Origin of the sequence: Lysobacter terrestris (assembly GCF_014489475.1) — a bacterium.
Taxonomy (GTDB): domain Bacteria; phylum Pseudomonadota; class Gammaproteobacteria; order Xanthomonadales; family Xanthomonadaceae; genus Agrilutibacter; species Agrilutibacter terrestris.
The window spans coordinates 582,900-602,539 of the sequence record NZ_CP060820.1 but is presented as its reverse complement, the minus strand read 5'-3'; the positions used below and the strand labels follow the sequence as shown (position 1 = coordinate 602,539).

23 protein-coding genes are annotated in these 19,640 nt (G+C 68.2%); 4 read left to right on the top strand and 19 right to left on the bottom strand.

Translation table 11 applies throughout. The annotated features are described in order from the left end of the window. Positions 1-23 precede the first annotated feature (23 nt). The 12 genes from ptsP to H8B22_RS02810 form a co-directional block, all read right to left on the bottom strand. A complete protein-coding gene (gene ptsP / locus H8B22_RS02865) occupies positions 24-1,748 on the bottom strand; it encodes a phosphoenolpyruvate--protein phosphotransferase (protein ID WP_187712621.1) in 1,725 nt (574 codons plus the stop codon). A 3-nt stretch (positions 1,749-1,751) separates the two neighbouring features. After that, on the bottom strand, positions 1,752-2,021 hold the full coding sequence (locus H8B22_RS02860) for an HPr family phosphocarrier protein (protein WP_187713503.1): 270 nt from the start codon (positions 2,019-2,021) through the stop codon (positions 1,752-1,754). Between the two features lie 68 nt (positions 2,022-2,089). After that, complete coding sequence (locus tag H8B22_RS02855; protein ID WP_187712620.1) at positions 2,090-2,482, bottom strand: PTS sugar transporter subunit IIA; 393 nt, start codon at positions 2,480-2,482, stop codon at positions 2,090-2,092. An 80-nt stretch (positions 2,483-2,562) separates the two neighbouring features. Next, positions 2,563-3,411, bottom strand: coding sequence for an RNase adapter RapZ (rapZ, locus tag H8B22_RS02850; protein ID WP_455423538.1), 849 nt, complete (start codon positions 3,409-3,411; stop codon positions 2,563-2,565). A gap of 61 nt (positions 3,412-3,472) precedes the next feature. Further along, the gene (gene hprK, locus H8B22_RS02845) at positions 3,473-4,423 is read right to left on the bottom strand and encodes an HPr(Ser) kinase/phosphatase (RefSeq protein WP_187712618.1); all 951 of its coding nucleotides are present in this window, start codon (positions 4,421-4,423) and stop codon (positions 3,473-3,475) included. A 169-nt stretch (positions 4,424-4,592) separates the two neighbouring features. Then, positions 4,593-4,919 carry a ribosome hibernation-promoting factor, HPF/YfiA family gene (gene hpf, locus H8B22_RS02840; RefSeq protein ID WP_187712617.1) on the bottom strand — a complete coding sequence of 109 codons (327 nt, stop codon included), beginning with the start codon at positions 4,917-4,919 and terminating at the stop codon, positions 4,593-4,595. A 195-nt stretch (positions 4,920-5,114) separates the two neighbouring features. Beyond that, positions 5,115-6,551, bottom strand: coding sequence for an RNA polymerase factor sigma-54 (locus H8B22_RS02835; protein ID WP_187712616.1), 1,437 nt, complete (start codon positions 6,549-6,551; stop codon positions 5,115-5,117). A gap of 166 nt (positions 6,552-6,717) precedes the next feature. Beyond that, positions 6,718-7,437, bottom strand: coding sequence for an LPS export ABC transporter ATP-binding protein (lptB, locus tag H8B22_RS02830; protein WP_187712615.1), 720 nt, complete (start codon positions 7,435-7,437; stop codon positions 6,718-6,720). Next, positions 7,437-8,000 (bottom strand): lipopolysaccharide transport periplasmic protein LptA, encoded by a 564-nt coding sequence (gene lptA, locus H8B22_RS02825; protein ID WP_187712614.1) that lies wholly within the window; start codon positions 7,998-8,000, stop codon positions 7,437-7,439. Before lptA ends, lptB begins: the two co-directional genes overlap by 1 nt. Further along, complete coding sequence (lptC, locus tag H8B22_RS02820) at positions 7,981-8,550, bottom strand: LPS export ABC transporter periplasmic protein LptC (protein ID WP_187712613.1); 570 nt, start codon at positions 8,548-8,550, stop codon at positions 7,981-7,983. The genes lptA and lptC overlap by 20 nt, the downstream gene beginning before the upstream one ends. Further along, on the bottom strand, positions 8,547-9,125 hold the full coding sequence (locus H8B22_RS02815) for a KdsC family phosphatase (RefSeq protein ID WP_187712612.1): 579 nt from the start codon (positions 9,123-9,125) through the stop codon (positions 8,547-8,549). Before H8B22_RS02815 ends, lptC begins: the two co-directional genes overlap by 4 nt. Before the next feature lie 108 nt (positions 9,126-9,233). Beyond that, the gene (locus H8B22_RS02810) at positions 9,234-10,241 is read right to left on the bottom strand and encodes a KpsF/GutQ family sugar-phosphate isomerase (RefSeq protein WP_407060822.1); all 1,008 of its coding nucleotides are present in this window, start codon (positions 10,239-10,241) and stop codon (positions 9,234-9,236) included. Positions 10,242-10,357: 116 nt separating this feature from the next. On the opposite strand from H8B22_RS02810, the gene H8B22_RS02805 reads away from it, so the two are divergent. Then, positions 10,358-10,588 (top strand): BolA family protein, encoded by a 231-nt coding sequence (locus tag H8B22_RS02805; RefSeq protein WP_187712610.1) that lies wholly within the window; start codon positions 10,358-10,360, stop codon positions 10,586-10,588. A 1-nt stretch (position 10,589) separates the two neighbouring features. Further along, a complete protein-coding gene (gene murA, locus H8B22_RS02800; RefSeq protein ID WP_187712609.1) occupies positions 10,590-11,867 on the top strand; it encodes a UDP-N-acetylglucosamine 1-carboxyvinyltransferase in 1,278 nt (425 codons plus the stop codon). A 240-nt stretch (positions 11,868-12,107) separates the two neighbouring features. On the opposite strand, the gene H8B22_RS02795 is transcribed toward murA, so the two are convergent. Continuing rightward, on the bottom strand, positions 12,108-12,785 hold the full coding sequence (locus H8B22_RS02795; RefSeq protein WP_187712608.1) for a L,D-transpeptidase: 678 nt from the start codon (positions 12,783-12,785) through the stop codon (positions 12,108-12,110). Positions 12,786-12,942: 157 nt separating this feature from the next. Then, on the bottom strand, positions 12,943-13,209 hold the full coding sequence (locus H8B22_RS02790) for a hypothetical protein (RefSeq protein ID WP_187712607.1): 267 nt from the start codon (positions 13,207-13,209) through the stop codon (positions 12,943-12,945). A gap of 245 nt (positions 13,210-13,454) precedes the next feature. On the opposite strand from H8B22_RS02790, the gene H8B22_RS02785 reads away from it, so the two are divergent. Continuing rightward, positions 13,455-14,615 (top strand): IS30 family transposase, encoded by a 1,161-nt coding sequence (locus H8B22_RS02785; protein WP_187712606.1) that lies wholly within the window; start codon positions 13,455-13,457, stop codon positions 14,613-14,615. Positions 14,616-14,697: 82 nt separating this feature from the next. Here H8B22_RS02785 and H8B22_RS02780 read toward each other — a convergent pair whose 3' ends face one another. The 5 genes from H8B22_RS02780 to purM all read right to left on the bottom strand — a co-directional run bounded on the left by H8B22_RS02780 (position 14,698) and on the right by purM (position 18,371). After that, positions 14,698-15,396 (bottom strand): DUF3108 domain-containing protein, encoded by a 699-nt coding sequence (locus tag H8B22_RS02780; protein ID WP_187712605.1) that lies wholly within the window; start codon positions 15,394-15,396, stop codon positions 14,698-14,700. After that, complete coding sequence (locus H8B22_RS02775; protein WP_187712604.1) at positions 15,393-16,145, bottom strand: DUF3108 domain-containing protein; 753 nt, start codon at positions 16,143-16,145, stop codon at positions 15,393-15,395. Before H8B22_RS02775 ends, H8B22_RS02780 begins: the two co-directional genes overlap by 4 nt. After that, positions 16,142-16,807: a phosphoribosylglycinamide formyltransferase gene (gene purN / locus H8B22_RS02770; RefSeq protein ID WP_187712603.1), complete on the bottom strand. Its 666-nt coding sequence runs from the start codon at positions 16,805-16,807 to the stop codon at positions 16,142-16,144. The genes H8B22_RS02775 and purN overlap by 4 nt, the downstream gene beginning before the upstream one ends. Next, a complete protein-coding gene (locus H8B22_RS02765) occupies positions 16,807-17,241 on the bottom strand; it encodes a hypothetical protein (RefSeq protein WP_187712602.1) in 435 nt (144 codons plus the stop codon). Before H8B22_RS02765 ends, purN begins: the two co-directional genes overlap by 1 nt. 65 nt (positions 17,242-17,306) lie before the next feature. Next, the gene (purM, locus tag H8B22_RS02760; RefSeq protein WP_187712601.1) at positions 17,307-18,371 is read right to left on the bottom strand and encodes a phosphoribosylformylglycinamidine cyclo-ligase; all 1,065 of its coding nucleotides are present in this window, start codon (positions 18,369-18,371) and stop codon (positions 17,307-17,309) included. A 201-nt stretch (positions 18,372-18,572) separates the two neighbouring features. Between purM and H8B22_RS02755 the strand changes: the two genes are divergently transcribed. Further along, positions 18,573-19,637, top strand: a complete 1,065-nt coding sequence (locus H8B22_RS02755) for a DUF2066 domain-containing protein (protein ID WP_187712600.1) — start codon at positions 18,573-18,575, stop codon at positions 19,635-19,637. The last annotated feature ends 3 nt before the right edge of the window (positions 19,638-19,640 follow it).

The following is a 19,640-nucleotide window of genomic DNA, read 5'->3' as shown; positions in this document are numbered from 1 at the left end:
GATGGCGTGGAGCGCCCGGCGGCTCATGCGTTCGGGCGGTGCGATTCGATCCAGGCTTCTATGCCCGCGCGGTCGCGCGCCCGCATCAGCAGCGGCAGGCGACCGCGCAGCGCGGTCAGGTCGCATTCGCGGATCACGCGGCGCAGTTCCAGCAGCGTGCCCGGATGCAGGCTGAATTCGGTGAGGCCCAGCGCCAGCAGCAGCGGCGCGTAGAGGGCATCCCCGGCCATTTCGCCGCACATCGCGACGGGCTTCCTGCGCGCGTGGGCGAGGCGGATCACGTCGCGCAGCAGGCGCAGCACGGCCGGATGCAGCGGCGTGTACAGGTCGGACAGCGCCTCGTTGTTGCGGTCGGCGGCCAGCAGGTACTGCACCAGGTCGTTGGTGCCGATCGACAGGAAGTCGATGCTGCCGATGAAGCCGGGCAGGGCGATCGCGGCGGCCGGCACTTCGATCATCGCGCCCAGCGGCACGTGGTCGGCGATCTCGTGGCCCTGCGTGCGCAGCTCGCGGGCGATGCGCTTCATCTGCGAACGCACTTCGCGGATCTCCTCGCGCGAGGTCACCATCGGCACGAGGATGCGCAGCGGGCCGTAACCGGACGCGCGCAACAGCGCACGCAACTGCGTTTCCAGCAGTGCCGAACGCGCCAGCGATAGGCGCACGCCGCGCAGGCCGAGCGCGGGGTTGGGCTCGTCGCGCAGGACCAGGCCGGTGCGGTCGGCCTTGTCGGCGCCGAGGTCGAGGGTGCGGATGGTGACCGGCCGCCCGCTCATGCCCAGGACGACGTCGCGGTAGGCGCGGAACTGTTCTTCCTCGTCGGGCAGCTCTGCGCGTTGCAGAAACAGGAATTCGGTGCGGTACAGGCCGATGCCGGTGGCGCCCAAGGCGTGGGCTTCGGCGACGTCCTCGCGCGACTCGGCGTTCGCGTACAGGTTGATGTCGATGCCGTCGACCGTGCGCGTGGGTTCGCGGCGCAGGCGGTGCAGTTCCTTGCGCTCGCGGATGTATTCGCGCTCGCGGCCGCGGTGCGCGCGCAGGTCCTGCGGGCCGGGTTCGACCACGACCAGGCCGCTGCCGCCGTCGACGACGAGGGCATCGCCGTCGTTGACCCGCAGCAGCACGCCGGGCATGCCCACGACCAGCGGCAGGTGCAGGCTGCGCGCCAGGATGGCGCTGTGCGAAAGGGTGCTGCCGGCGGCGGTGACGATGGCGACCACGCCCTGCGCCTGCAGCTGCGCGAGTTCGGCCGGGGCCACGTTGTCGGTGATCAGGATCTCGCCGGCGACGCCGCTGGCGCCGTTCTCGCGGCTGTGCAGCGCGGCGTGGATGCGCCCGACCACCTGGTCGATGTCGTCGATGCGGCTGCGCAGGTAGGGGTCGTCCATGCCCGCGAACACGGCGGCGATGCGGTCGCGTTGCAGGCGCAGGGCGTAGTCGGCGGTGTAGCGGCCGGTGCGGATCAGCGTGTCCAGGCCTTGCAGCAGTTCGGGATCGTCGAGCAGCAGGGCGTGCAGGTCGAGGAATTCGCCGATCTCGTGCGCCAGCGCGCCGTGCAGGCGCTGGCGCAACGCGTGCATTTCCGTGCGCACCGTGTCGATCGCGCGCTGCAGGCGGGCGCGCTCGGCCTCGACCTGCGATTCGGGGATGTGTTCCTCGGCGACTTCGAGCGCGTGCGGCAGGCGGACGCGGGCGCGCCCCAGCGCGCTTCCGCGCGACGCGCCCAGTCCCTTGAATTCCTGCCGCATGCGTCAGGAATCTTCGTCGAAGCGGCGTTCGAACAGCGCGCACACCGCTTCCACGGTGGCGGCTTCGTCCTCGCCTTCGCAGCGCAGCTTGACCTGCGTGCCTTGCCCGGCGGCGAGCAGCATGACGCCCATGATGCTCTTCGCGTTGACCTCGCGGCCCTTGGCCGTGAGCGTGGTGGTGCTGCGGTAGGCCGACAACAGTTGCACGAGCTTGGCGGTGGCGCGTGCGTGCAGGCCCAGGCGATTGCTGACGGTGAGTTCGCGCTCGATCATCGTCTCAGGCCTCATCCAGTGCTTCTTGTTTCATCCAGGTTCGTTGTCGTCCTTCTGCCGGTCCTTCCTCACGCCTCGTCGATGATCACGCCGTTGCGCGCGCCGGCGGCGGCCACGGCTGGCAATTCGTCCAGTTCCTGCTCCGCGTAGTTCATCACCCGCAGCAGCATCGGCAGGCTCAGCGCCGAGACGCGGTGGGCGGGCGTGCCCAGCCGGGCGACCTTGGCGGCGAGGTTGCTGGGCGTCGCGCCGTACAGGTCGGTCAGGATCAGCACGCCGTGCCCGCCATCGACCCGTCGCAGGGCGGCGCTGGCGAGCGGCAGCAGGTCGTCCGGATCGCCGTCGAAGGGCACCTCCAGCACTTCCGTGCGCAGGGGCAGCGTGCGCAGCAGGCGGATGGCCACGGCCAGGATGGCCGAGCCGATGCCTTCGTGGGTGATGAGCAGGACGCCTACGGACATGCCCTGCAACTTAGCAGAGCCGGGTTACGCTCCGGAAGCATCCGGATGGGCGGCTGTGTCGCGGCGATGGAGCCGGCCGGTCAATCGAGCTCGCGATGGTGCACCGCGACTTCCTCCCAACCCTGCTGCCGGGCGTGCTCGGCCAGGCGCTCGGCCAGGTACACCGAGCGGTGCCGCCCCCCGGTGCAGCCGAAGGCGATGGTCACGTAGCTGCGCGAACCTTCCGACTTGAGCTTGGGCAACCACATGTCCAGGAACCCGGCGACCTGCTTCACGAACAGGGCCACGTCGGGGTCGGCGTCCAGGTATTCGCGGACGCCGGCATCGCGCCCCGACAGCGGGCGCAGGGTCGGGTCCCAGTGCGGGTTGGGCAGGGCGCGCGCGTCGAGGACGAAGTCCGCGTCGCTGGGCACGCCGCGGCGGTAGGCGAAGGATTCGAACAGCAGCGAGACCGTCGCGTCGCCGCCAATGGCGAATTCGGTGATGACGTGGCGGCGCAGCTTGTGCACGTTCATGTCGCTGGTGTCGACGATCGCGTCGGCGATCTGCCTCAGCGGCCGCAGCACCTGGCGTTCCAGCGCGATCGCGTCCACCAGCGGCAGGCCCAGCGTACTCAGCGGGTGGCGGCGGCGCGTGTCGGCATAGCGCTTGAGCAGCACGCCATCGCTCGCGTCGAAGAACACCAGCTGCGGGTCCAGCCCGAGGCCGCCGACCGCCGACAGCCATTCGGGCAGGTTGGCCAGGTCGCGGCGGTTGCGCACGTCGATGCCGACCGCGAGCTTCTCCGGCGCGTTGGGCTGCCCGGTCACGCTCTGCACGAACTGCGGTAGCAGTTCCGCCGGCAGGTTGTCGACGCAGTAGAAGTCCAGGTCTTCGAAGGTGTTGAGCGCCACCGACTTGCCCGAACCGGACATGCCGCTGACGATGATGAGAGTGGGGGCGGTGGCGTCGGTCACGTGGGCGTCGCTGCGGCGGCGGAGGAGTGCGCGCCTACTCGGCGCGTTCGAGGAAGTGGCTGTGGCGGGCCATGAACGCGGCCGCCGGGTCGACGCCCTTGGCGCGCAGGATGTGCGTGCGCGTGGCGGCCTCGGTCAGCACCGCGAGGTTGCGGCCGGGCATGACCGGCAGGGTGATCATCGGCACGTCGAGGTCGAGCACGCGGCGCGCGCTCAGATCGCCGATCAGGCGTTCCATCCCACCGGGCTGCGGCTCCAGCGCCGGCTTGGTGAGGTGCACGATCAGGCGCAGGTACTTGTTCTTCTTCACCGAGGTGTCGCCGAACATCTGCCGCACGTTGAGCACGCCCAGGCCGCGCACTTCCAGCAGGTCCTGCAACAGATCGGGGCAGGCGCCGTCGAGCACGTCGGGTGCGATCTGGGTGAACTCGGGCGCATCGTCGGCGACCAGGCGGTGGCCGCGCGTGACCAGTTCCAGCGCGAGCTCGCTCTTGCCGGCACCGGACTCGCCGGTGATCAGCACGCCGATCGAATAGATCTCCATGAACACGCCGTGCAGGGTCACCCGCGGCGCGAGCTTGCGCGCGAGGTGGTACTGCAGGTGGTTGAAGAGTTCATGCCCACGCCGCGGCGACGACCACAGCGGCGTATCGCTTTCCTCGGCGAGCCGGCGCAGGTCTTCCGGGCAGGGCTGGTTCTTGCTGATCACCAGCGCCAGCGGCTTGAAGTCGATCAGCTTGACGATGGTGTCCCAGCGCAGGCGCGAATCGAGTGCGTCGAGCCAGGCCAGTTCCTCGCTGCCGAGGATCTGCACCTTGTTGGGATAGATGATGTTGAGGTAGCCGGCGAGCGAAGGCCGCCGCGCCACGGTGTCGACGGCTTCGAGCACGCGCTGGCCGCCCACGCGTTCGCCGGCCAGCCAGCGCAGGCCGAGCTTGTCGCGTTGCTGTTCGAATAGCTGCGTTGCGCTGATGCTGAGGTTCATGCCGCCGCTCCGCGTTTCCCCGGGCAATGGTAACTGGACGGGGCGATGGATGCGGAGGCCGGAAAGCAGACGGGGACGGATCCCTGCGGATCCGTCCCCGTGTTCGATTCAGGCGAAACGCCCGGCAAGCGCGATCGGCGCGTCCATGACGGACGTTTCGCCGGAGCGGTTACGCGAAGTCGCCACTCCGGGCGAGGCTCTCGCCGCGGTGATGGTCGACGACCTTTTCCTTGTGCTTCATCAGCAGGCGGTCGAGCTTGTCCGCGAGCAGGTCGATCGCGGCGTACATGTCGATGGCGGCGGCGTCTGCGTGCAGCACGCGGCCAGAGATGGTGATGGTCGCCTCGGCCTTGTGATCGGGCTTGTCCAAGCTCAACTGCGTGCGGATATCGAAGGGTTGGTCGAAGTGGCGCCTCAATCGCGCGAGCTTGGTTTCGACGTAGTCCCGAAGCGCAGTGGTGACCTCGATCTGCTGGCCATAGGTTTCGATGCGCATGCTTGACCTCCTTACGTCACTGGCTACGGGTGACCCCATTCAACGCCTGTTTCGCGCGAATGGCAATGCAACGTAAGTGGCGGAAAAAGAAGGTAGAAGGATTTCGTTATCCCGCCAACATAAGCACGCCGCGGCAGCGGTTCAAGCATGTTGCGGGCGGGCCCGACGGGCGGCCGTTGCGGCCGTGGACGCGGCCTAGATGCGGACGCGATCCTGCGAGGAGGGGATGCTCATGGCCTCGCGGTACTTGGCGACCGTTCGTCGGGCGACCGGTACTCCGGTCGCCTTGAGCGTTTCGGCCAGGCGCGCGTCCGACAGCGGCTTGCGCGGGTTCTCGGCGTCGATCAGCTGGCGGATCATGGCCTGGATCGCCGTGCTGGAGGCTTCGCCGCCGGCACCGGTCTCGATGCCCGAGGCGAAGAACGAGCGCAGCGGAATCGTCCCGCGCGGCGTGCGTGCGTACTTGCGTGCGACGGCACGCGACACCGTGGATTCGTGCAGGCCGATTTCGGCGGCGACTTCGCGCAGGGTCAGCGGGCGCAGTGCGCTGTCGCCGAACTCGAGGAACCCCGCCTGCTGGTGCAACAGGCAACGCATCACCTTGAGCAGTGTTTCGCCGCGCGCTTCCAGGCTCTTGAGCAGCCAGCGCGCTTCCTGCAGGTGGCCGCGCAGGTAATGCGCGTCCGCACTGCTGGCATGGCGGATCATGCCTTCGTAGCCACGGTGGATGCCGATGCGCGGACGCATGCTGTCGGCGAGCGACACGCGCCACAGGCCGTGCTGGCGCCAGATCACCACGTCGGGCGCGACGTAGGTGTCGTTGCTGATGCCGCCGATCTGCAGGCCGGGTTTGGGGTCGAGCGAGCGCAGCAGTTGCACCGCGGTGTCGACCTCGACCGGATCGAGCTTGAGCTCGGCCGCGATGCCCGCGGCGCCCACCTTGGGCAGCCGCTCTAGCGGGCCGTTGGCGAGGGTGTGGGCCAGCGACCGGCCCGGGGTGTCGTCGGGCAGCGTGGACAGCTGCAGGCGCAGGCATTCGCCGAGCGTGCGCGCGCCGACGCCGACCGGATCGAAGCGCTGCACCTGGTGCAGCGCGGTGAGGATCTCGTCCTGGCCGGCCTGGAGTTCGGCGCCGAGGGTTTCGGCGATGGCTTCCAGCGCTTCACGCAGGTAACCGTCGTCTTCGATCGCTTCGATCAGGGCGACGGCGATGATGCGGTCGCGCGGCGACAGATGGCTCAGGTGCAGCTGCCACAGCAGGTGGTCCTGCAGGGTCTCGCCTTCGGCCACCTGCTCGGCACCGGGAATTTCGTCGTCGGCATCGGCCGGGCCGGTGCGCTCGTACCAGGTCTCGCCATCGTTGGGGCCCCAGTCGGCTTCCGCCGGCGCCAGGGTTTCGGTGACGTAGCCGTCTTCGTTCTTGGCGCCGTCGTGGCCGCCATCGGCGTGGCTGCCGTCGCCATTGCTGGGGATGCTTGCCTCGCTCCAGTCGAGCAATGGATTGCTTTCGACGGCCTCGGCGATTTCGATTTCCAGTTCGGCGGCAGACAGCTGCAGCAAGCGGATGGCCTGCCGCAATTGCGGCGTCATCACCAATTGCTGTCCGAGCGTGGCCTGGAGGCGGGGCTTCATAAGGAATTCGAACGGGATCTGGCGGGACCGACGGCCGGTCCGTCAGGAGAAGCAACGCCATGATGCACGCCGACGCCCGGGGCGTCGATGCCGCCCGTTCAGTAGCGCGGTTCCGGAACGGATGTTCCGGAACCGGCATCACACGGGGACATCACGTGAACAGTGGTTACAGGCGGAACGTATCGCCGAGGTAGACGCGGCGCACGTCAGCGTTCGACAGCAGCGCGTCGGGCGAACCCTGCGCCAGTACCGCGCCTTCGTTGAGGATGTAGGCGCGGTCGCAGATGCCCAGCGTCTCGCGCACGTTGTGATCGGTGATCAGCACGCCGATGCCGCGGTTCTTGAGATGCCGCACGATGCGCTGGATCTCGCCGACCGAAATCGGGTCCACGCCGGCGAAGGGTTCGTCGAGCAGCATCAGGCGCGGCTTCGCCGCGAGCGCGCGCGCGATCTCGACGCGGCGGCGTTCGCCGCCCGACAGGCTGGCACCGATCTGGTCGGCGACATGGCCGATCTGCAGCTCGTCCATCAGGCTGGCGAGTTCCTTCTCGATGCCGCTGCGATCGAGGTCGTCGCGCAGTTCCAGCACGAGGCGGATGTTGTCGGCGACGCTGAGCTTGCGGAACACCGACGGCTCCTGCGGTAGGTAGCCGACGCCGTGCTTGGCGCGCGCATACATCGGGTCGCCGGTGATGTCCTTGCCGTCGAGGATGATCTGGCCGGCATCGGCCGGCACCAGGCCGACGATCATGTAGAAGCAGGTGGTCTTGCCGGCGCCGTTGGGGCCGAGCAGGCCGACGACTTCGCCGGCGTCCAGGGTGAGGGCGAAATCGCGGACGACTTCGCGGGAACGATAGGCCTTGCGCAGGCCCTTGGCCGCCAGCATCAGTTCGTCCCCTTCTTCGGGGCGGGCTTGGCCGGTGCGGGCGCGGGCGCCGCCTGGCCCTGCTTGGGCTGGATGGTCATCTTGACCCGGCCGCTGCTGTCGGCGCTGCTGTTCACCATGCCGGTCTTCATGTTGTAGACCACGCGCGGGCCGGACAGGCTGCCGCGCGGCTGCTGGATGTTGACCTTGTCGGTGAAGATCACGACTTCGGTGGTGAGGTCGTAGTCGACCTTGCCCGCGGTGGCGTTCATCGGCGTGCCGTCGTCGAGTTGCTGCTTGAGCTTGACCGGGCCGCCGGTGAGGATCGCGCGCACCGGCTCGCCGCCGCGCGTGGTGATCGTCGCGGTGTTGGCCTCGATCTGCAGCGAGCCCTGGCTGATGGTGACGCCGTTGGAGAGCACGGTCGGCTGGCGGTCGTCGAGCGAGCCGCTGGTCGCGCCGGCTTCGATGTCCATCGCCTGGCCGCGGTCCGACGATTTCGCCCACGCCCCGGACGACGCCAGGAGCAGGACGCTCGTGCCGGCCAGCAGGGCGGCGAGGGACTTAACGGGCAGTCGGGACATAACGGTGGTGAACCTCGGAGTCGAACGAGTAACGCTTGGTGGCCAGGTCGAGCTGCAGGCCGCGACCGCTGAGTATAGAGCCCGGGCGGGTGACCTCGACCCGGCCGGGCGAGCTGGCGCGGCGCGCGTCCGGGTACACGTTCAGTTCGCGCGAGGTCAGCGTGGTGGCCGGTCCGGTGAGCCCACTGCTGACGCCGCGGACATTGCCGCGCAGCTTCAGCTCATCGCCTTCGGGGCTGACCCAGCCGTTGGTCGCGCGGACTTCCCAGGCGTCGCTGCCGGCGCCTGCGCCGGGCGGAATCAGGAACAGCGGCGTGGCGATGTCCATCGTCCGCTGCTGCGGGTCGCGCGCCAGGCGCGGGGCGCGCAGGGTGAAGGATTCCTTGCCCTGCGGATTCAAGGCGGTCAGCTCGAAGTCGATCAGCACGTAGTCCGAGCGCGCGATCGCCCCGGTGGGGACGACGTCCTTCTTGCGCTGGTTCCACACCGACCAGCCGCTGATGAGCGCGCCGGCCAGCAGCACGAGGGTGATGATCGAACGCCAGCTCATGCCTTGCCCTCGATGCGCGCGCCTTCCAGGCGCGTGACTTCGGCCAGCAGCGCCTCGGCCTTGCCCTGCGCCGCCAGCAGCAGGTCGCAGAACTCGCGCGCGGCGCCGTGGCCGGCGCGCGCGCTGGTGCGCCACTGCACGCGTTCGCGCACCCAGGGGTGGGCGTTGCAGGGCGCGACGGCGAGACCCACCTGCGACATCACGCGCAGGTCGGGTAGGTCGTCGCCCATGAAGGCGACTTCGTCGAGGCCGATGCCCAGGCGCGTGGCGATGGCCTGCACGCAGGCGAGCTTGTCCTTCACTCCGGTGTGGGCTTCCAGTTCGAGTTCGGCGGCGCGCTGCTCGGCGATGACGCTGGGCCGCGCGGTGACGAAAGCGACCGCGATGCCCGCCTTGCGCAGCAGCACCAGGCCCTGGCCGTCGTGCACGTGGAAGGCCTTGAGCTCGACGCCCTGGCTGTCGAAGAACAGCCGCCCGTCGGTCAGGGTGCCATCGACGTCGAAGCACGCCAGCCGCACGCGCGCGGCGCGGTTGCGGATGTCGGCGGGGTAGTCGTTGAGATGGCTGTAGGGCATGGGGGCTGGAGGTTGGGATCTGGGGGCTAAACGCGGTAATTCGGGCGGCGGACAAGTGCGTGGAGATGTGGCTGTTGGAACCCAGCCGCCAATTCCCGGCCCCCGTCGTTACACCACCCGTGCCCGCAACAGGTCATGAATGTTCAAGGCGCCGACCACGCGGCGATCGGCATCGATCACCAGCAGGCCGCCGATCTTGTGCGTTTCCATCAGCTGCGCGGCTTCGACGGCGAGTGCGTCGGAACCGATGGTCTTCGGCGCGCGCGTCATCACGTCGGCGATGCGGGTGGCGTGCACGTCGACCTGGCGGTCGTCGAGCGCACGGCGCAGGTCGCCGTCGGTGAACAGCCCGAGCAGGCGGCCGTCACCATCGACGATCGCGGTCATGCCCAGGCGCTTGCGGCTCATCTCCACCAGCGCTTCGCTGAGCATGGCATCGGCGTGCACGCGCGGCACGTCATCGCCGGCATGCATCACGTCGGAGATGTGCAGCAGCAGGCGGCGGCCGAGGGCGCCGGCCGGGTGCGAGCGGGCGAAGTCGTCGGCGGTGAAACCGCGCGCGTCCAGCAGGGCCACGGCCAGGGCATCGCCCATCGCCAGCGACGCGGTGGTGCTCGAGGTCGGGGCGAGGTCGAGGGGGCAGGCCTCGGCGGGTACGCTGACGTCCAGGTGTACATCGGCTTCGCGCGCCATCGAGGAGCTGGGCCGGCCGGTCATCGCGATCAATTTGTTGCCCTGCCGGCGCAGGACCGGGAGCAGCAACAGGATCTCGTCGCTCTCGCCCGAATACGACAGGGCGAGCACGACGTCGGCGTCGGTGATCATGCCCAGGTCGCCATGCGCGGCTTCGCCGGGGTGCACGTAGAAGGCGGGCGTGCCGGTCGAGGCCAACGTCGCCGCGATCTTGCGCGCGATGTGGCCGGACTTGCCCATGCCGGTGCACACGACGCGGCCCCGGGTTTCCAGCATCAGGCGGCAGGCGGCCGAGAATTCGCCGTCCAGGCGCGCAGCGACGGCAGCCAGGGCCTGGGCTTCGATGGCAAAGACGCGGCGACCGCTGTCGGCGAGGCCGGCGGTGGCGGAGTCGGGCAGGGGACGGGAGGGCGAAGTTGCCATTTCGGACATTGCCATTTAAGGCCGGGGGGCTTTCCGTTAGGCTAATCCGTTCATTTTATGCGCAAAGCGCCGTGCGATGCCCGCCCGGTGGCCCCGCACTGCCGGAATACACCGAATTGAACGCCGATACCATCCGCCATCTGATCGAACAGGGCCTCCCGGGCGCCCGCGCCGACGTGCGCGGCGAAGACGGGGTCCACTTCGAGGCCACCGTCGTGGCCGAAGCCTTCCGCGGCAAGCTGCCGCTGGCCCGCCACCGCATGGTCTATGCCACGCTGGGTGAACGCATGGGGGGCGAGATCCATGCGCTCGCCCTGAAGACGGTCACGCCGGACGAGGCTGCCTGACATGGACAAGATCGTGGTGGAAGGCGGCCAGCCGCTGAACGGCGAGGTCCAGATCTCCGGTGCCAAGAACGCGGTCCTGCCGATCCTGTGCGCCACGCTGCTGGCGGACGAGCCGGTCGAGATCAGCAACGTCCCGCACCTGCACGACGTGGTGACCACGGCCAAGCTGCTGGCCGGCCTGGGCGCCGGCATCACCGTCGACCAGGGCACGATCGGCAAGGGCAGCGAGAGCGGCGTCATCGTCGACCCGCGCAGCGTCAACAGCCACGTCGCCCCGTACGAACTGGTCAAGACCATGCGCGCGTCGGTGCTGGTGCTCGGCCCGCTGCTGGCGAAGTACGGCCATGCGGAGGTTTCGTTGCCGGGGGGCTGCGCGATCGGTTCGCGCCCGGTCGACCTGCACATCAAGGGCCTGCAGGCGCTGGGCGCCGAGATCAGCGTCGACCACGGCTTCATCAAGGCCAGCGCGAAGCGCCTCAAGGGCGCGCGCCACGTGTTCGACATCGTCAGCGTCGGCGCGACCGAGAACGTGCTGATGGCGGCCACGCTGGCGCAAGGCACCACGGTGCTCGAGAACGCGGCGATGGAACCGGAGATCGTCGACCTGGCCGAATGCCTCAAGGCGATGGGCGCGAAGATCGAAGGCGCCGGCACCGGCCGGATCGTGATCGAAGGCGTCGAGCGCCTGCACGGCGGCAAGCACGCGGTCGTGGCGGATCGCATCGAAACCGGCACCTTCCTGGTCGCCGGCGCGATGACCGGCGGCCGCATCGTCGCGCGCAAGACGCGCCCGGACACGCTCGACGCGGTGCTCGACAAGCTGACCGAAGCCGGCGCGGAGATCAGCGTCGACGGCGACCGCATCACCCTGGACATGCACGGCCGCCGCCCGAAGGCGGTGAACCTCACCACCGCGCCGCACCCGGCGTTCCCGACCGACATGCAGGCGCAGTTCATGGCGATGAACTGCATCGCCGACGGCGTCGGCGTGATCAACGAAACGATCTTCGAAAACCGCTTCATGCACGTCAACGAACTGCTGCGCCTGGGCGCCGACATCCGCGTCGACGGCCACACCGCTGTGGTGCGCGGCGTCAACAAGCTCAGCGGCGCGCCGGTGATGGCGACCGACCTGCGCGCCTCCGCTTCGCTGATCCTCGCCGGCCTGGTCGCCGAGGGCGAAACCGTCATCGACCGCATCTACCACCTCGACCGCGGCTACGAGAACATCGAGGAGAAGCTGTCGGGCCTGGGCGCGAAGATCCGCCGCACCAGCTGAGGCGACGGACCGTCGTCATGCCAAAAAAAGCCCCGCGATTGCGGGGCTTTTCTTTCACCTTGCCCGGTGGAAAGGAGTCACGGGTTGAATGTTGTCGCGCGAAGAGCGTCCGCATGCGGGCCACAAGCGGACATGGACCAGCGCCAGAATCAAGCTGAGCCGCGAAGCCGGCTTGAATGAATTGTCAGACCTGTTCACTGAGCCGCGCGCACCAAAGACAGCACGCCGAGGCGCCTTTCATTAGCGGGCGGGCCGTGCGCGCCCTCCATCGTTGCGTTGCGTAGTCGCGCGACTTTTCGCGAACTCCGGGAAGGTCTCCGCTATCGGCGCCGCATCCGGCAAGATGTAGAACACTCCGCCCCGCTCGAACGTCGGAAGGATGATCCGCTCGTAAAACTCGGGCGAGACGTTGATGCAGCCATGAGTGACGCGGTTGTCGTCCGGCGTAGGCGATGCAAGGCGTTCGACGCGTTTCTCGGCCGGAACGCCGGTAGCGGTAGGGTGGATGGAGACCGCGGAATCGTAGTCCACCCACAGCACGCGCCCAGCGTCGACTGACGGACCGAAACCGCCCACGAAACGACCAGCAGGCGTCGTGCGATCCCGGCCCGGAATCTCGCGAAGCGCGAGACCGGCGATGCCGGGAGCCGTGTGATCGCCGATCGCCGAGCCAAAGAGCCCGGGTGCCGCGCCGCGAAGCCGGCCGTCGCCGCCGAACACCAGGATCTGTGCGGCGGCCTTGTCCATGACCGCGAACGGATAGCCTTGGTTGTCCTTGGCTGCTACAACCCACCCCGCGAGCTCAATCACCGTGTCGGACACTTCCTGGCCTCGCGGAAGCTGGTCGACGGCGGCCTCCGGTTGCGCGGCGGCATGCTCGGCGCTGGCCACGCCGAAGCTGGCGAACGCCAGCGCCAACGCCAGCGCGCCATAAGCGGATCGAATCGCAGGGTGTATGCACGTACGGATGGGAAGGTTCCTTAGTACGAAGACTGGGTGAAGAAAAGAGACCGGTGGCCAGCAAAGGCCACCAGTCCCAGGTTCAAACCGCTCGTCGCGGATTGTGCAAGATCGACTAACCGCGCGGCTTGCGGCGCGGCGCCGTTTCGAGCTGCTGGACGCGGCTTTCCATTTGATCCAGCCGTTGATTGGCCTGCTGCGCGGACTGATTGGCGGATTCGGCGCTCTGGGCCGCGCCCTGCACCTTCGCGTCGAGTTGATCGAGTCGGGAGTTGATCGTTGCAAACTCGTCTTTATAGGTGGCGCAGGCGCCAAGGCTCAGGGCGATGATCGTAACGCCGAGAGTACGTGCCGTCTTCAGATGCTGCTGGGTCAGAAACATTCCAATCTCCTTGGTGTGGGGTATCGGAATATAGCGGCCTTTTTGCCGCAGTCATGATTCTGCATTCAGCTGAAATTGGAATACGTAGATGGATTGTGAAGATGTGGCGACCAGTGAGAGTTGCGGCTTGAATCCAAAGTTTCCACGCATCACTACTGCAGCGCGCGCAATGTCCGCTTTGGATGGCGGTTTCATACGATCGACGCAACACATGGCTAGCTGCTTGAGCAGCAGGAGTGTTGCGATTGAAGCGCCGAACCAGGATCCGCTACACCGATGCCCAGAAGGCCCTGATGTGGGACCGTTGGCGGAAGGGGGAGTCCCTACACCAGATCGCCCGGCTGTTTGATCGGCACCACTCGTCTGTTCGCGGCATCCTCGCCGAGACGGGTGGCATCCGACCGCCGCCTAGGCGCCGATCAGCACGGGCTTTGAGCTTGGCCGAGCGGGAGCAGGTTTCTAGGGCGCTCGCTTCCGGACAATCCGTTCGCTGTATTGCGGCCGCGTTGGGCCGGGCGCCATCAACGATCAGCCGCGAGATCCAGCGCAATGGCGGCGCCGAGCGGTACCGGGCATGTGATGCCGATCAAGCGGCGTGGGAACGGGCACGGCGACCAAAGACTTGTAAGCTGGCACTGCATCCCAAGCTGGCGAAAAGGGTGGCAGACAAGCTGCAACAGCAGTGGTCGCCTCAGCAGATTGCAGGCTGGCTGATGCTCACCTACCCAAATGATGCGACCTACCAGGTGTCCCACGAGACGATCTACCGCACGCTCTTCATTCAGTCCCGCGGCGCACTGAAGAAAGAGCTGCTGGAACACCTACGCCGTACACGGGCGATGCGTCGTTCCCGCCACCACACGCAGAAGACTGCGGACCACGGTCGAATCAGCGATACGGTGTCTATTCGCGAACGACCCGCCGACGTCGAGGATCGGGCCGTTCCTGGCCATTGGGAAGGCGATCTGTTGTTCGGTAGCGGCAATAGCCAGATCGCCACGCTGGTCGAGCGAAGCACCCGGTACGTCATGCTGGTTAAGGTCGAGCGTAAGGACACGAAGACGGTGGTAGACGCCCTGATCAAGCATGCACGCCAGTTGCCGAACGAGCTCTACCAGTCGCTGACCTGGGATCGCGGCAAGGAGCTGGCCGACCATCGCCGCTTCACCTTGGCCACGGACATCCAGGTCTACTTCTGCGATCCGCAGAGCCCTTGGCAGCGCGGATCAAACGAGAACACCAACGGCTTGCTGCGGCAGTACTTTCCCAAGGGGATCGACGTGTCGGGATTCTCGCAGGCCCAGCTGAATGAGGTGGCCAGACGCTTGAATGAACGCCCACGCAAGACGCTGGGCTTTGAAACGCCTATCGAGCGATATCGACAGGCTGTTGCATTGACCAGTTGAAACCGCCATCGCAGGCAGTCTCCAGTCGCTTGAAAAAAAGCCCCGCATCGCGGGGCTTTTTTGTTCGATCAACGGCGACGCGTCAGTGCACGGTCTGCAGCCGCAGGTCCATCTCGTCCTGGCCGTCCTTGCGGCGCAGGATGCGCGCCGGCACCGGCACGCCGTCGACGACCCACAGCATTTCCTGCTTGTCGCCGTCGACGCGGATCACCTTGGTCGCCTGCCGGGGCTTGCCGCCGACGGTGATCGTCTCCTTGCCGCTGACCTGGTAGTTCAGCTGCTTGACGCGGCCGTCGTCGACCATGCGGTAGCGCAGCGGCTTGCCGGCGGCCACGTCGCGGGCGATGGCGAGGTTGATCAGCATCGCGTCGAGGTCGCCGCTCTGCAGCTTCACCGGTCCGGCGCGCTCGGGCTTCACGTCGCCCGACCAGCGCGCTTCGCCGCGCGACCAGTCGTAGGTCGCCTTCTTCTGCTTGCGCCTGATCAGCAGTTCGGAGCTGTCGCTGTTGGAGATCGGGCGCCACGCACCGTTGCTGTCCTCGAACACGGTGGTCTGGTTGAGGTTGGCCATCGAGCCGCCGATGTCCAGGCTGTAGCGCCAGCGGTTGCCGCCGGCCTGCGCCAGCACCATCTTGCCGATGCCCTGGATGCCCATGTAGTTCGCCTGGTAGTCGGCGGTGAAGGGCTTCACTTCGCCGGCCTGCGCGACCGCGGCCACCGCAAGCAGTGCGGCGGCCAGCAGGTGCTTCAGGGGTGCGGCCTTCTTCGACATCGTCATCATTGGGCTCCCTTGTATTCCACGAGGCGCAGGTCGTATTTGTCCTGGCCATCTTCGCGCTGCAGGATGCGTACCGGCGTCGGCACGCCATCGACCACCCAGATCACGGTCTCTTCGTTGTTGCCCTGGGCGCGCGCCACCTTCATCGCGCTGTAGTCGAGGTCTCCGACCTTCACTTCTTCCAGCTGGGTGGCCACTTCGTAGCGGTGGTCGCGAACGCGGCCGTCGTCGACGAAACGGTACTGCATCGACTTGCCGGGCTGCGCGTCGCGGATCACCGCGAGGTTGATCAGCAGGCCGCTCAGGTCGCCGTCCTGCAGCGCCACCGGGGCGCGGCGGGTTTCCTTCACGTCGCCGGTCCAGCGCGCCTGGTGCGAGCGCCAATCGTAGACGCCCACGGTCTGCTTCTTCGTGAATACGGTCTTGCGCACCGTGCTCTGCGCCAGCGGCCGGTAGCGGCTGCCGGCGATGTCGAACACGGTGCTCTGCTGGGCGGCGATGCCCGCGAGCCCGACCAGGCCTTCGGTGCCACGGATGTTGAGGTCCACGCGCCAGCGGCGGCCGTCGTTCTTCACCACCTGCATCACCGCGTCGCCGAGCGCCTTGCCGTCCTTGAACACGTGGTACTGGGCGATGAACGGCTCCAGCTCGCGTGTGCCGGTCGCCGCATCCGGCATCGCCGGCGCGGCGGCGATGGCGGTGGAGGCGACAAGGACGCTGCAGGCAAGCAGCAGGCTGTTCAGCAGTTTCATGCAGCGGATTCCTGGGTCAGCCGGTTGCCGGCATCGAGTTGCAAGGGTGCGGCCAGCGCATGACCGTTGAAGTGCACGCGCGCGTCGACCAGCGCAACGCGGCCGGCGGCGAGTTCGCGCAGGGTTGCGATCAGCAGCGGGTGTTCGCGCTGGAGGACGCGTTCGGCGAGCGCCGCGGCGTCGTCGCCGGCTTCCACCGGGATGCGCGCCTGGGCGATGACCGGGCCGCCGTCCAGTTCCGCGGTCACGAAGTGCACGCTGGCCCCGTGCACGCGCACGCCGGCGTCGAGCGCCTGCTGGTGCGTGCGCAGGCCCTTGAACGCGGGCAGCAGCGAGGGATGGATGTTGATCATGCGACCGGTCCGTGCAGCGACGGCGGCGTCGCTGATCAGGCGCATGTATCCGGCACAGACGATGAGATCGGGCTGAACTGCGTCGACCAGGCTGAACAGGTGTTCATCGAATGCGCCGCGGGACGCGAATCCGCGCGGTGACGCGGACTGCGCGGGCACGCCGGCCGCGCGCGCGCGCGCCAAGGCGGGCGCTTCGGCCTTGTCCGAGAACGCGCCGACGACCTGCGCGTCGAGGACGCCATGGGCGATGGCATCCAGGATGGCCAGCAGGTTGCTGCCGCGGCCCGAGGCGAGGACGGCCAGCCGCATCACGCCGGCTGGAACAGCGCGCGGACCGTCGGCTTGGTCAGCACGATCAGGGTGAAGATGCCCAGCACCGTGCCGAACGGCATGAAGGCGCAGCTGATCGCGGCCATCACCACGCAGAAGGTGTGGCGCCGGCGCTGGCGCAGGCAGCGCCCGGCATAGGCGAGCAGGGCGCTGAAGGTCAGGCCGCAGAGGATGATGACCACGGCGATGGCGACGAAGAACCAGCCGAACAGCGCCGGGTCGGGTTCGCCCGGCTTGTGCATGCCGCCCATGTGCCCGGTCACCATCGCCAGGCCGATGACCAGGTGGATCACCGGGAACAGCGAGAACAGCGCACTCACGCCCGCAACGACGTAGTGGAAGACGCCCAGCAGGTCGAGATGGGCGGCGTCCTGGGCTGCGGCGGCTTGCGTCGCGTCGGGGGTGGGATCCATCGCGGGTTCCGTGGGGCCGGGGAAGACGGTCCCGCCGGCCGCATGGCCGGCGGAAGGCGGGCTGCTCAGTAGATGCGCAGGCGCTCGTCGGCGCCGGCCGTGACCCGGCCGATCTGCCAGTGGGCGAGGCCGAGGCGGTCGAGGTCGGCATCGATCGCGGCGACGTCGCCCGGCGCGACCATCAGCACGAAGCCGATGCCGCAGTTGAAGGTGCGCCACATTTCCTCGCGCGGCACGTTGCCTTCGCGCTGCAGCCATTCGAACACCGGCGGCAGCGGCCACGATGCGGTGTCGATCTCCAGGCCGAGCGGCTGCGGCACCACGCGGATGATCTTCTCCACCAATGCGCCGCCGGTGACGTGGGCCATGGCGTGGATGTCGTGCCTGGCCAGCAGCTCCAGCACCGGCTTCACGTAGATGCGGGTGGGCTCCATCAGCGCGTCGGCCAGCTTCACGCCGCCGACCTCGAGGTCGAGGCCGCCGTTGTCGGCCGTGGCGCCGGCGCGGGCGAGGATCTTGCGGATCAGCGAATAGCCGTTGGAATGCGGGCCGCTGGAGGCGATGCCGATCAGCACGTCGCCTTCGCGCACCTTGCTGCCGTCGATCAGGCGGGCCTTCTCGACCGCGCCGACGGTGAAGCCGGCCAAGTCGTATTCGCCCGGCGGGTACATGTCGGGCATCTCGGCGGTCTCGCCGCCGATCAGCGCGCAGCCGGCGATCTCGCAACCCTTGGCGATGCCGCCGACCACGTCGACCGTGGTGGCCACGTCGAGCTTGCCGGTGGCGAAGTAGTCGAGGAAGAACAGCGGCTCGGCGCCCTGCACCAGCACGTCGTTGACGCACATGGCGACCAGGTCCTGGCCGATGGTGTCGTGGCGGCCCAGCTGCTTGGCGAGGATCAGCTTGGTGCCCACGCCGTCGGTGCCGGACACCATCACCGGCTCCTTGTACTTGCCCGTGAGGTCGAACAGGCCGCCGAAGCCGCCGATGCCGCCGCCCAGGACTTCCGGACGCAGGGTCCGCTTGATCGCCGGCTTGATGCGTTCGACGACTTCATTGCCCGCGTCGATGTCGACGCCGGCGTCACGGTAGGTGAGCGGGGTGGGCTTGTTCACTGGGGGCGGGGTCACGGGATCGGTGCAGTACGGAAGAACCGGAATTTTAGCAGGGCAGGGGCTGGAAACTGGGGGCTGGGCGCGTGGGGCTCGTCATCCCGGGCAACGCGAGGGCCCTGCTTTCCAGCCTCCAGCCGCGGGTTCCCGGCCCACCGTCATGGACTCATCTCCCCCGCTGCGGCACCATTCCGCGGGTTCTACCCATCAGGGACAGCAATGGTTCGCGCATTTCGAGGGTTCTGGCTGGCCGCGTTGCTGTTGGCGAGCTTCACCGCCACCGCGCAGCGCGTGGAAGGCGATCGCGCCGGCGCGCAAGGGCCCTACGAGGCCGAAGTCAGCGTCAACGGACAGGGCGAGGCCGAGCGCAACACCGGCTTCGCGCGCGGCCTGTCGACGGTGCTGGCGCGGCTGTCGGGCATGCGCAGCGTCGCGGGCCAGCCGGGTGTCGGCCAGGAACTGCGCCGGGCCAAGGAGTACGTGAAGGGCTACGACTACCGCCAGGACGAAGGCGTCGGCCCGACCGGAGCGCCGACCTTCGGCACCACGCTGGTCGTGCGCTTCGACCCGGAACAGGTCGACGACCTGATCGCAACCGTTGGCCTGCCCGTGTGGCCGCTGCCGCGGCCGAAGCCGGTGCTGTGGCTGGGCATCGACGACGGCAAGGGGCCGCGCCTGGTCGGCCTGCCGCAGGCGAACGCGGCGCGATCGGTGCTCAACCGGGCCAAGGAGCGCGGCTACGGCCTCGGCCTGCCATCCGGCAACGCCGCCGAACAGGCCACGGTCGGCGCGATCTGGCGCGGCGACAGCGCCGCGGTCGCGCGCGCCTCGCTGCGCTATTCGCCGCCGATGCAGCTGATCGGCAAGGTCTACCGCAGCGGCACGGGCTGGAAGGCCGACTGGACCTTCGTCGACAACGGCAAGGTGCTGTCGAGCTGGAGCACCACCGACACCGACGCGCGCCGCATCATCGCCACCGGCGCCGACGGCGCCGCCGACGCATTGACCAAGCGCTACGCCAAGCGCGGCACGGCGGGCCCGCCGGGCGACTATGCGGTGACCTTCACCGGCATCCACGGCAGCGACGACTACATGCGCCTGGCCGGCTACCTCGACAAGCTGGCCATCGTGCGCCGGATCACCCCGCAGCGCGCCAGCGCCGACAGCGTGACCTTCTCGCTCGAACTCGCCTCGGGACTGTCGGGCTTCAAGCGCATGGCCGACCGCGACGGAGTGGTCGTCGCCGACGATGGCGACGCCACCACCGTGTACCGGCTGCGCTGATGG

What these genes read in the sequence shown, in the direction of transcription:
- murA (WP_187712609.1), top strand. Translation starts at nt 10,590, where the DNA reads ATGGACAAGATCGTGGTGGAAGGCGGCCAGCCGCTGAACGGCGAGGTC.
- purN (WP_187712603.1), bottom strand. Translation starts at nt 16,807, where the DNA reads ATGCGGCTGGCCGTCCTCGCCTCGGGCCGCGGCAGCAACCTGCTGGCC.
- H8B22_RS02775 (WP_187712604.1), bottom strand. Translation starts at nt 16,145, where the DNA reads ATGAAACTGCTGAACAGCCTGCTGCTTGCCTGCAGCGTCCTTGTCGCC.
- H8B22_RS02790 (WP_187712607.1), bottom strand. Translation starts at nt 13,209, where the DNA reads ATGTTTCTGACCCAGCAGCATCTGAAGACGGCACGTACTCTCGGCGTT.
- H8B22_RS02765 (WP_187712602.1), bottom strand. Translation starts at nt 17,241, where the DNA reads ATGGATCCCACCCCCGACGCGACGCAAGCCGCCGCAGCCCAGGACGCC.
- hpf (WP_187712617.1), bottom strand. Translation starts at nt 4,919, where the DNA reads ATGCGCATCGAAACCTATGGCCAGCAGATCGAGGTCACCACTGCGCTT.
- H8B22_RS02860 (WP_187713503.1), bottom strand. Translation starts at nt 2,021, where the DNA reads ATGATCGAGCGCGAACTCACCGTCAGCAATCGCCTGGGCCTGCACGCA.
- lptA (WP_187712614.1), bottom strand. Translation starts at nt 8,000, where the DNA reads ATGTCCCGACTGCCCGTTAAGTCCCTCGCCGCCCTGCTGGCCGGCACG.
- H8B22_RS02780 (WP_187712605.1), bottom strand. Translation starts at nt 15,396, where the DNA reads ATGATGACGATGTCGAAGAAGGCCGCACCCCTGAAGCACCTGCTGGCC.
- ptsP (WP_187712621.1), bottom strand. Translation starts at nt 1,748, where the DNA reads ATGCGGCAGGAATTCAAGGGACTGGGCGCGTCGCGCGGAAGCGCGCTG.
- lptB (WP_187712615.1), bottom strand. Translation starts at nt 7,437, where the DNA reads ATGCTGGCGGCCAAGGGCCTGCGCAAGGCCTATCGTTCCCGCGAAGTC.
- H8B22_RS02755 (WP_187712600.1), top strand. Translation starts at nt 18,573, where the DNA reads ATGGTTCGCGCATTTCGAGGGTTCTGGCTGGCCGCGTTGCTGTTGGCG.
- hprK (WP_187712618.1), bottom strand. Translation starts at nt 4,423, where the DNA reads ATGAACCTCAGCATCAGCGCAACGCAGCTATTCGAACAGCAACGCGAC.
- H8B22_RS02835 (WP_187712616.1), bottom strand. Translation starts at nt 6,551, where the DNA reads ATGAAGCCCCGCCTCCAGGCCACGCTCGGACAGCAATTGGTGATGACG.
- H8B22_RS02815 (WP_187712612.1), bottom strand. Translation starts at nt 9,125, where the DNA reads ATGCCCTACAGCCATCTCAACGACTACCCCGCCGACATCCGCAACCGC.
- H8B22_RS02855 (WP_187712620.1), bottom strand. Translation starts at nt 2,482, where the DNA reads ATGTCCGTAGGCGTCCTGCTCATCACCCACGAAGGCATCGGCTCGGCC.
- H8B22_RS02810 (WP_407060822.1), bottom strand. Translation starts at nt 10,241, where the DNA reads ATGGCAACTTCGCCCTCCCGTCCCCTGCCCGACTCCGCCACCGCCGGC.
- lptC (WP_187712613.1), bottom strand. Translation starts at nt 8,550, where the DNA reads ATGAGCTGGCGTTCGATCATCACCCTCGTGCTGCTGGCCGGCGCGCTC.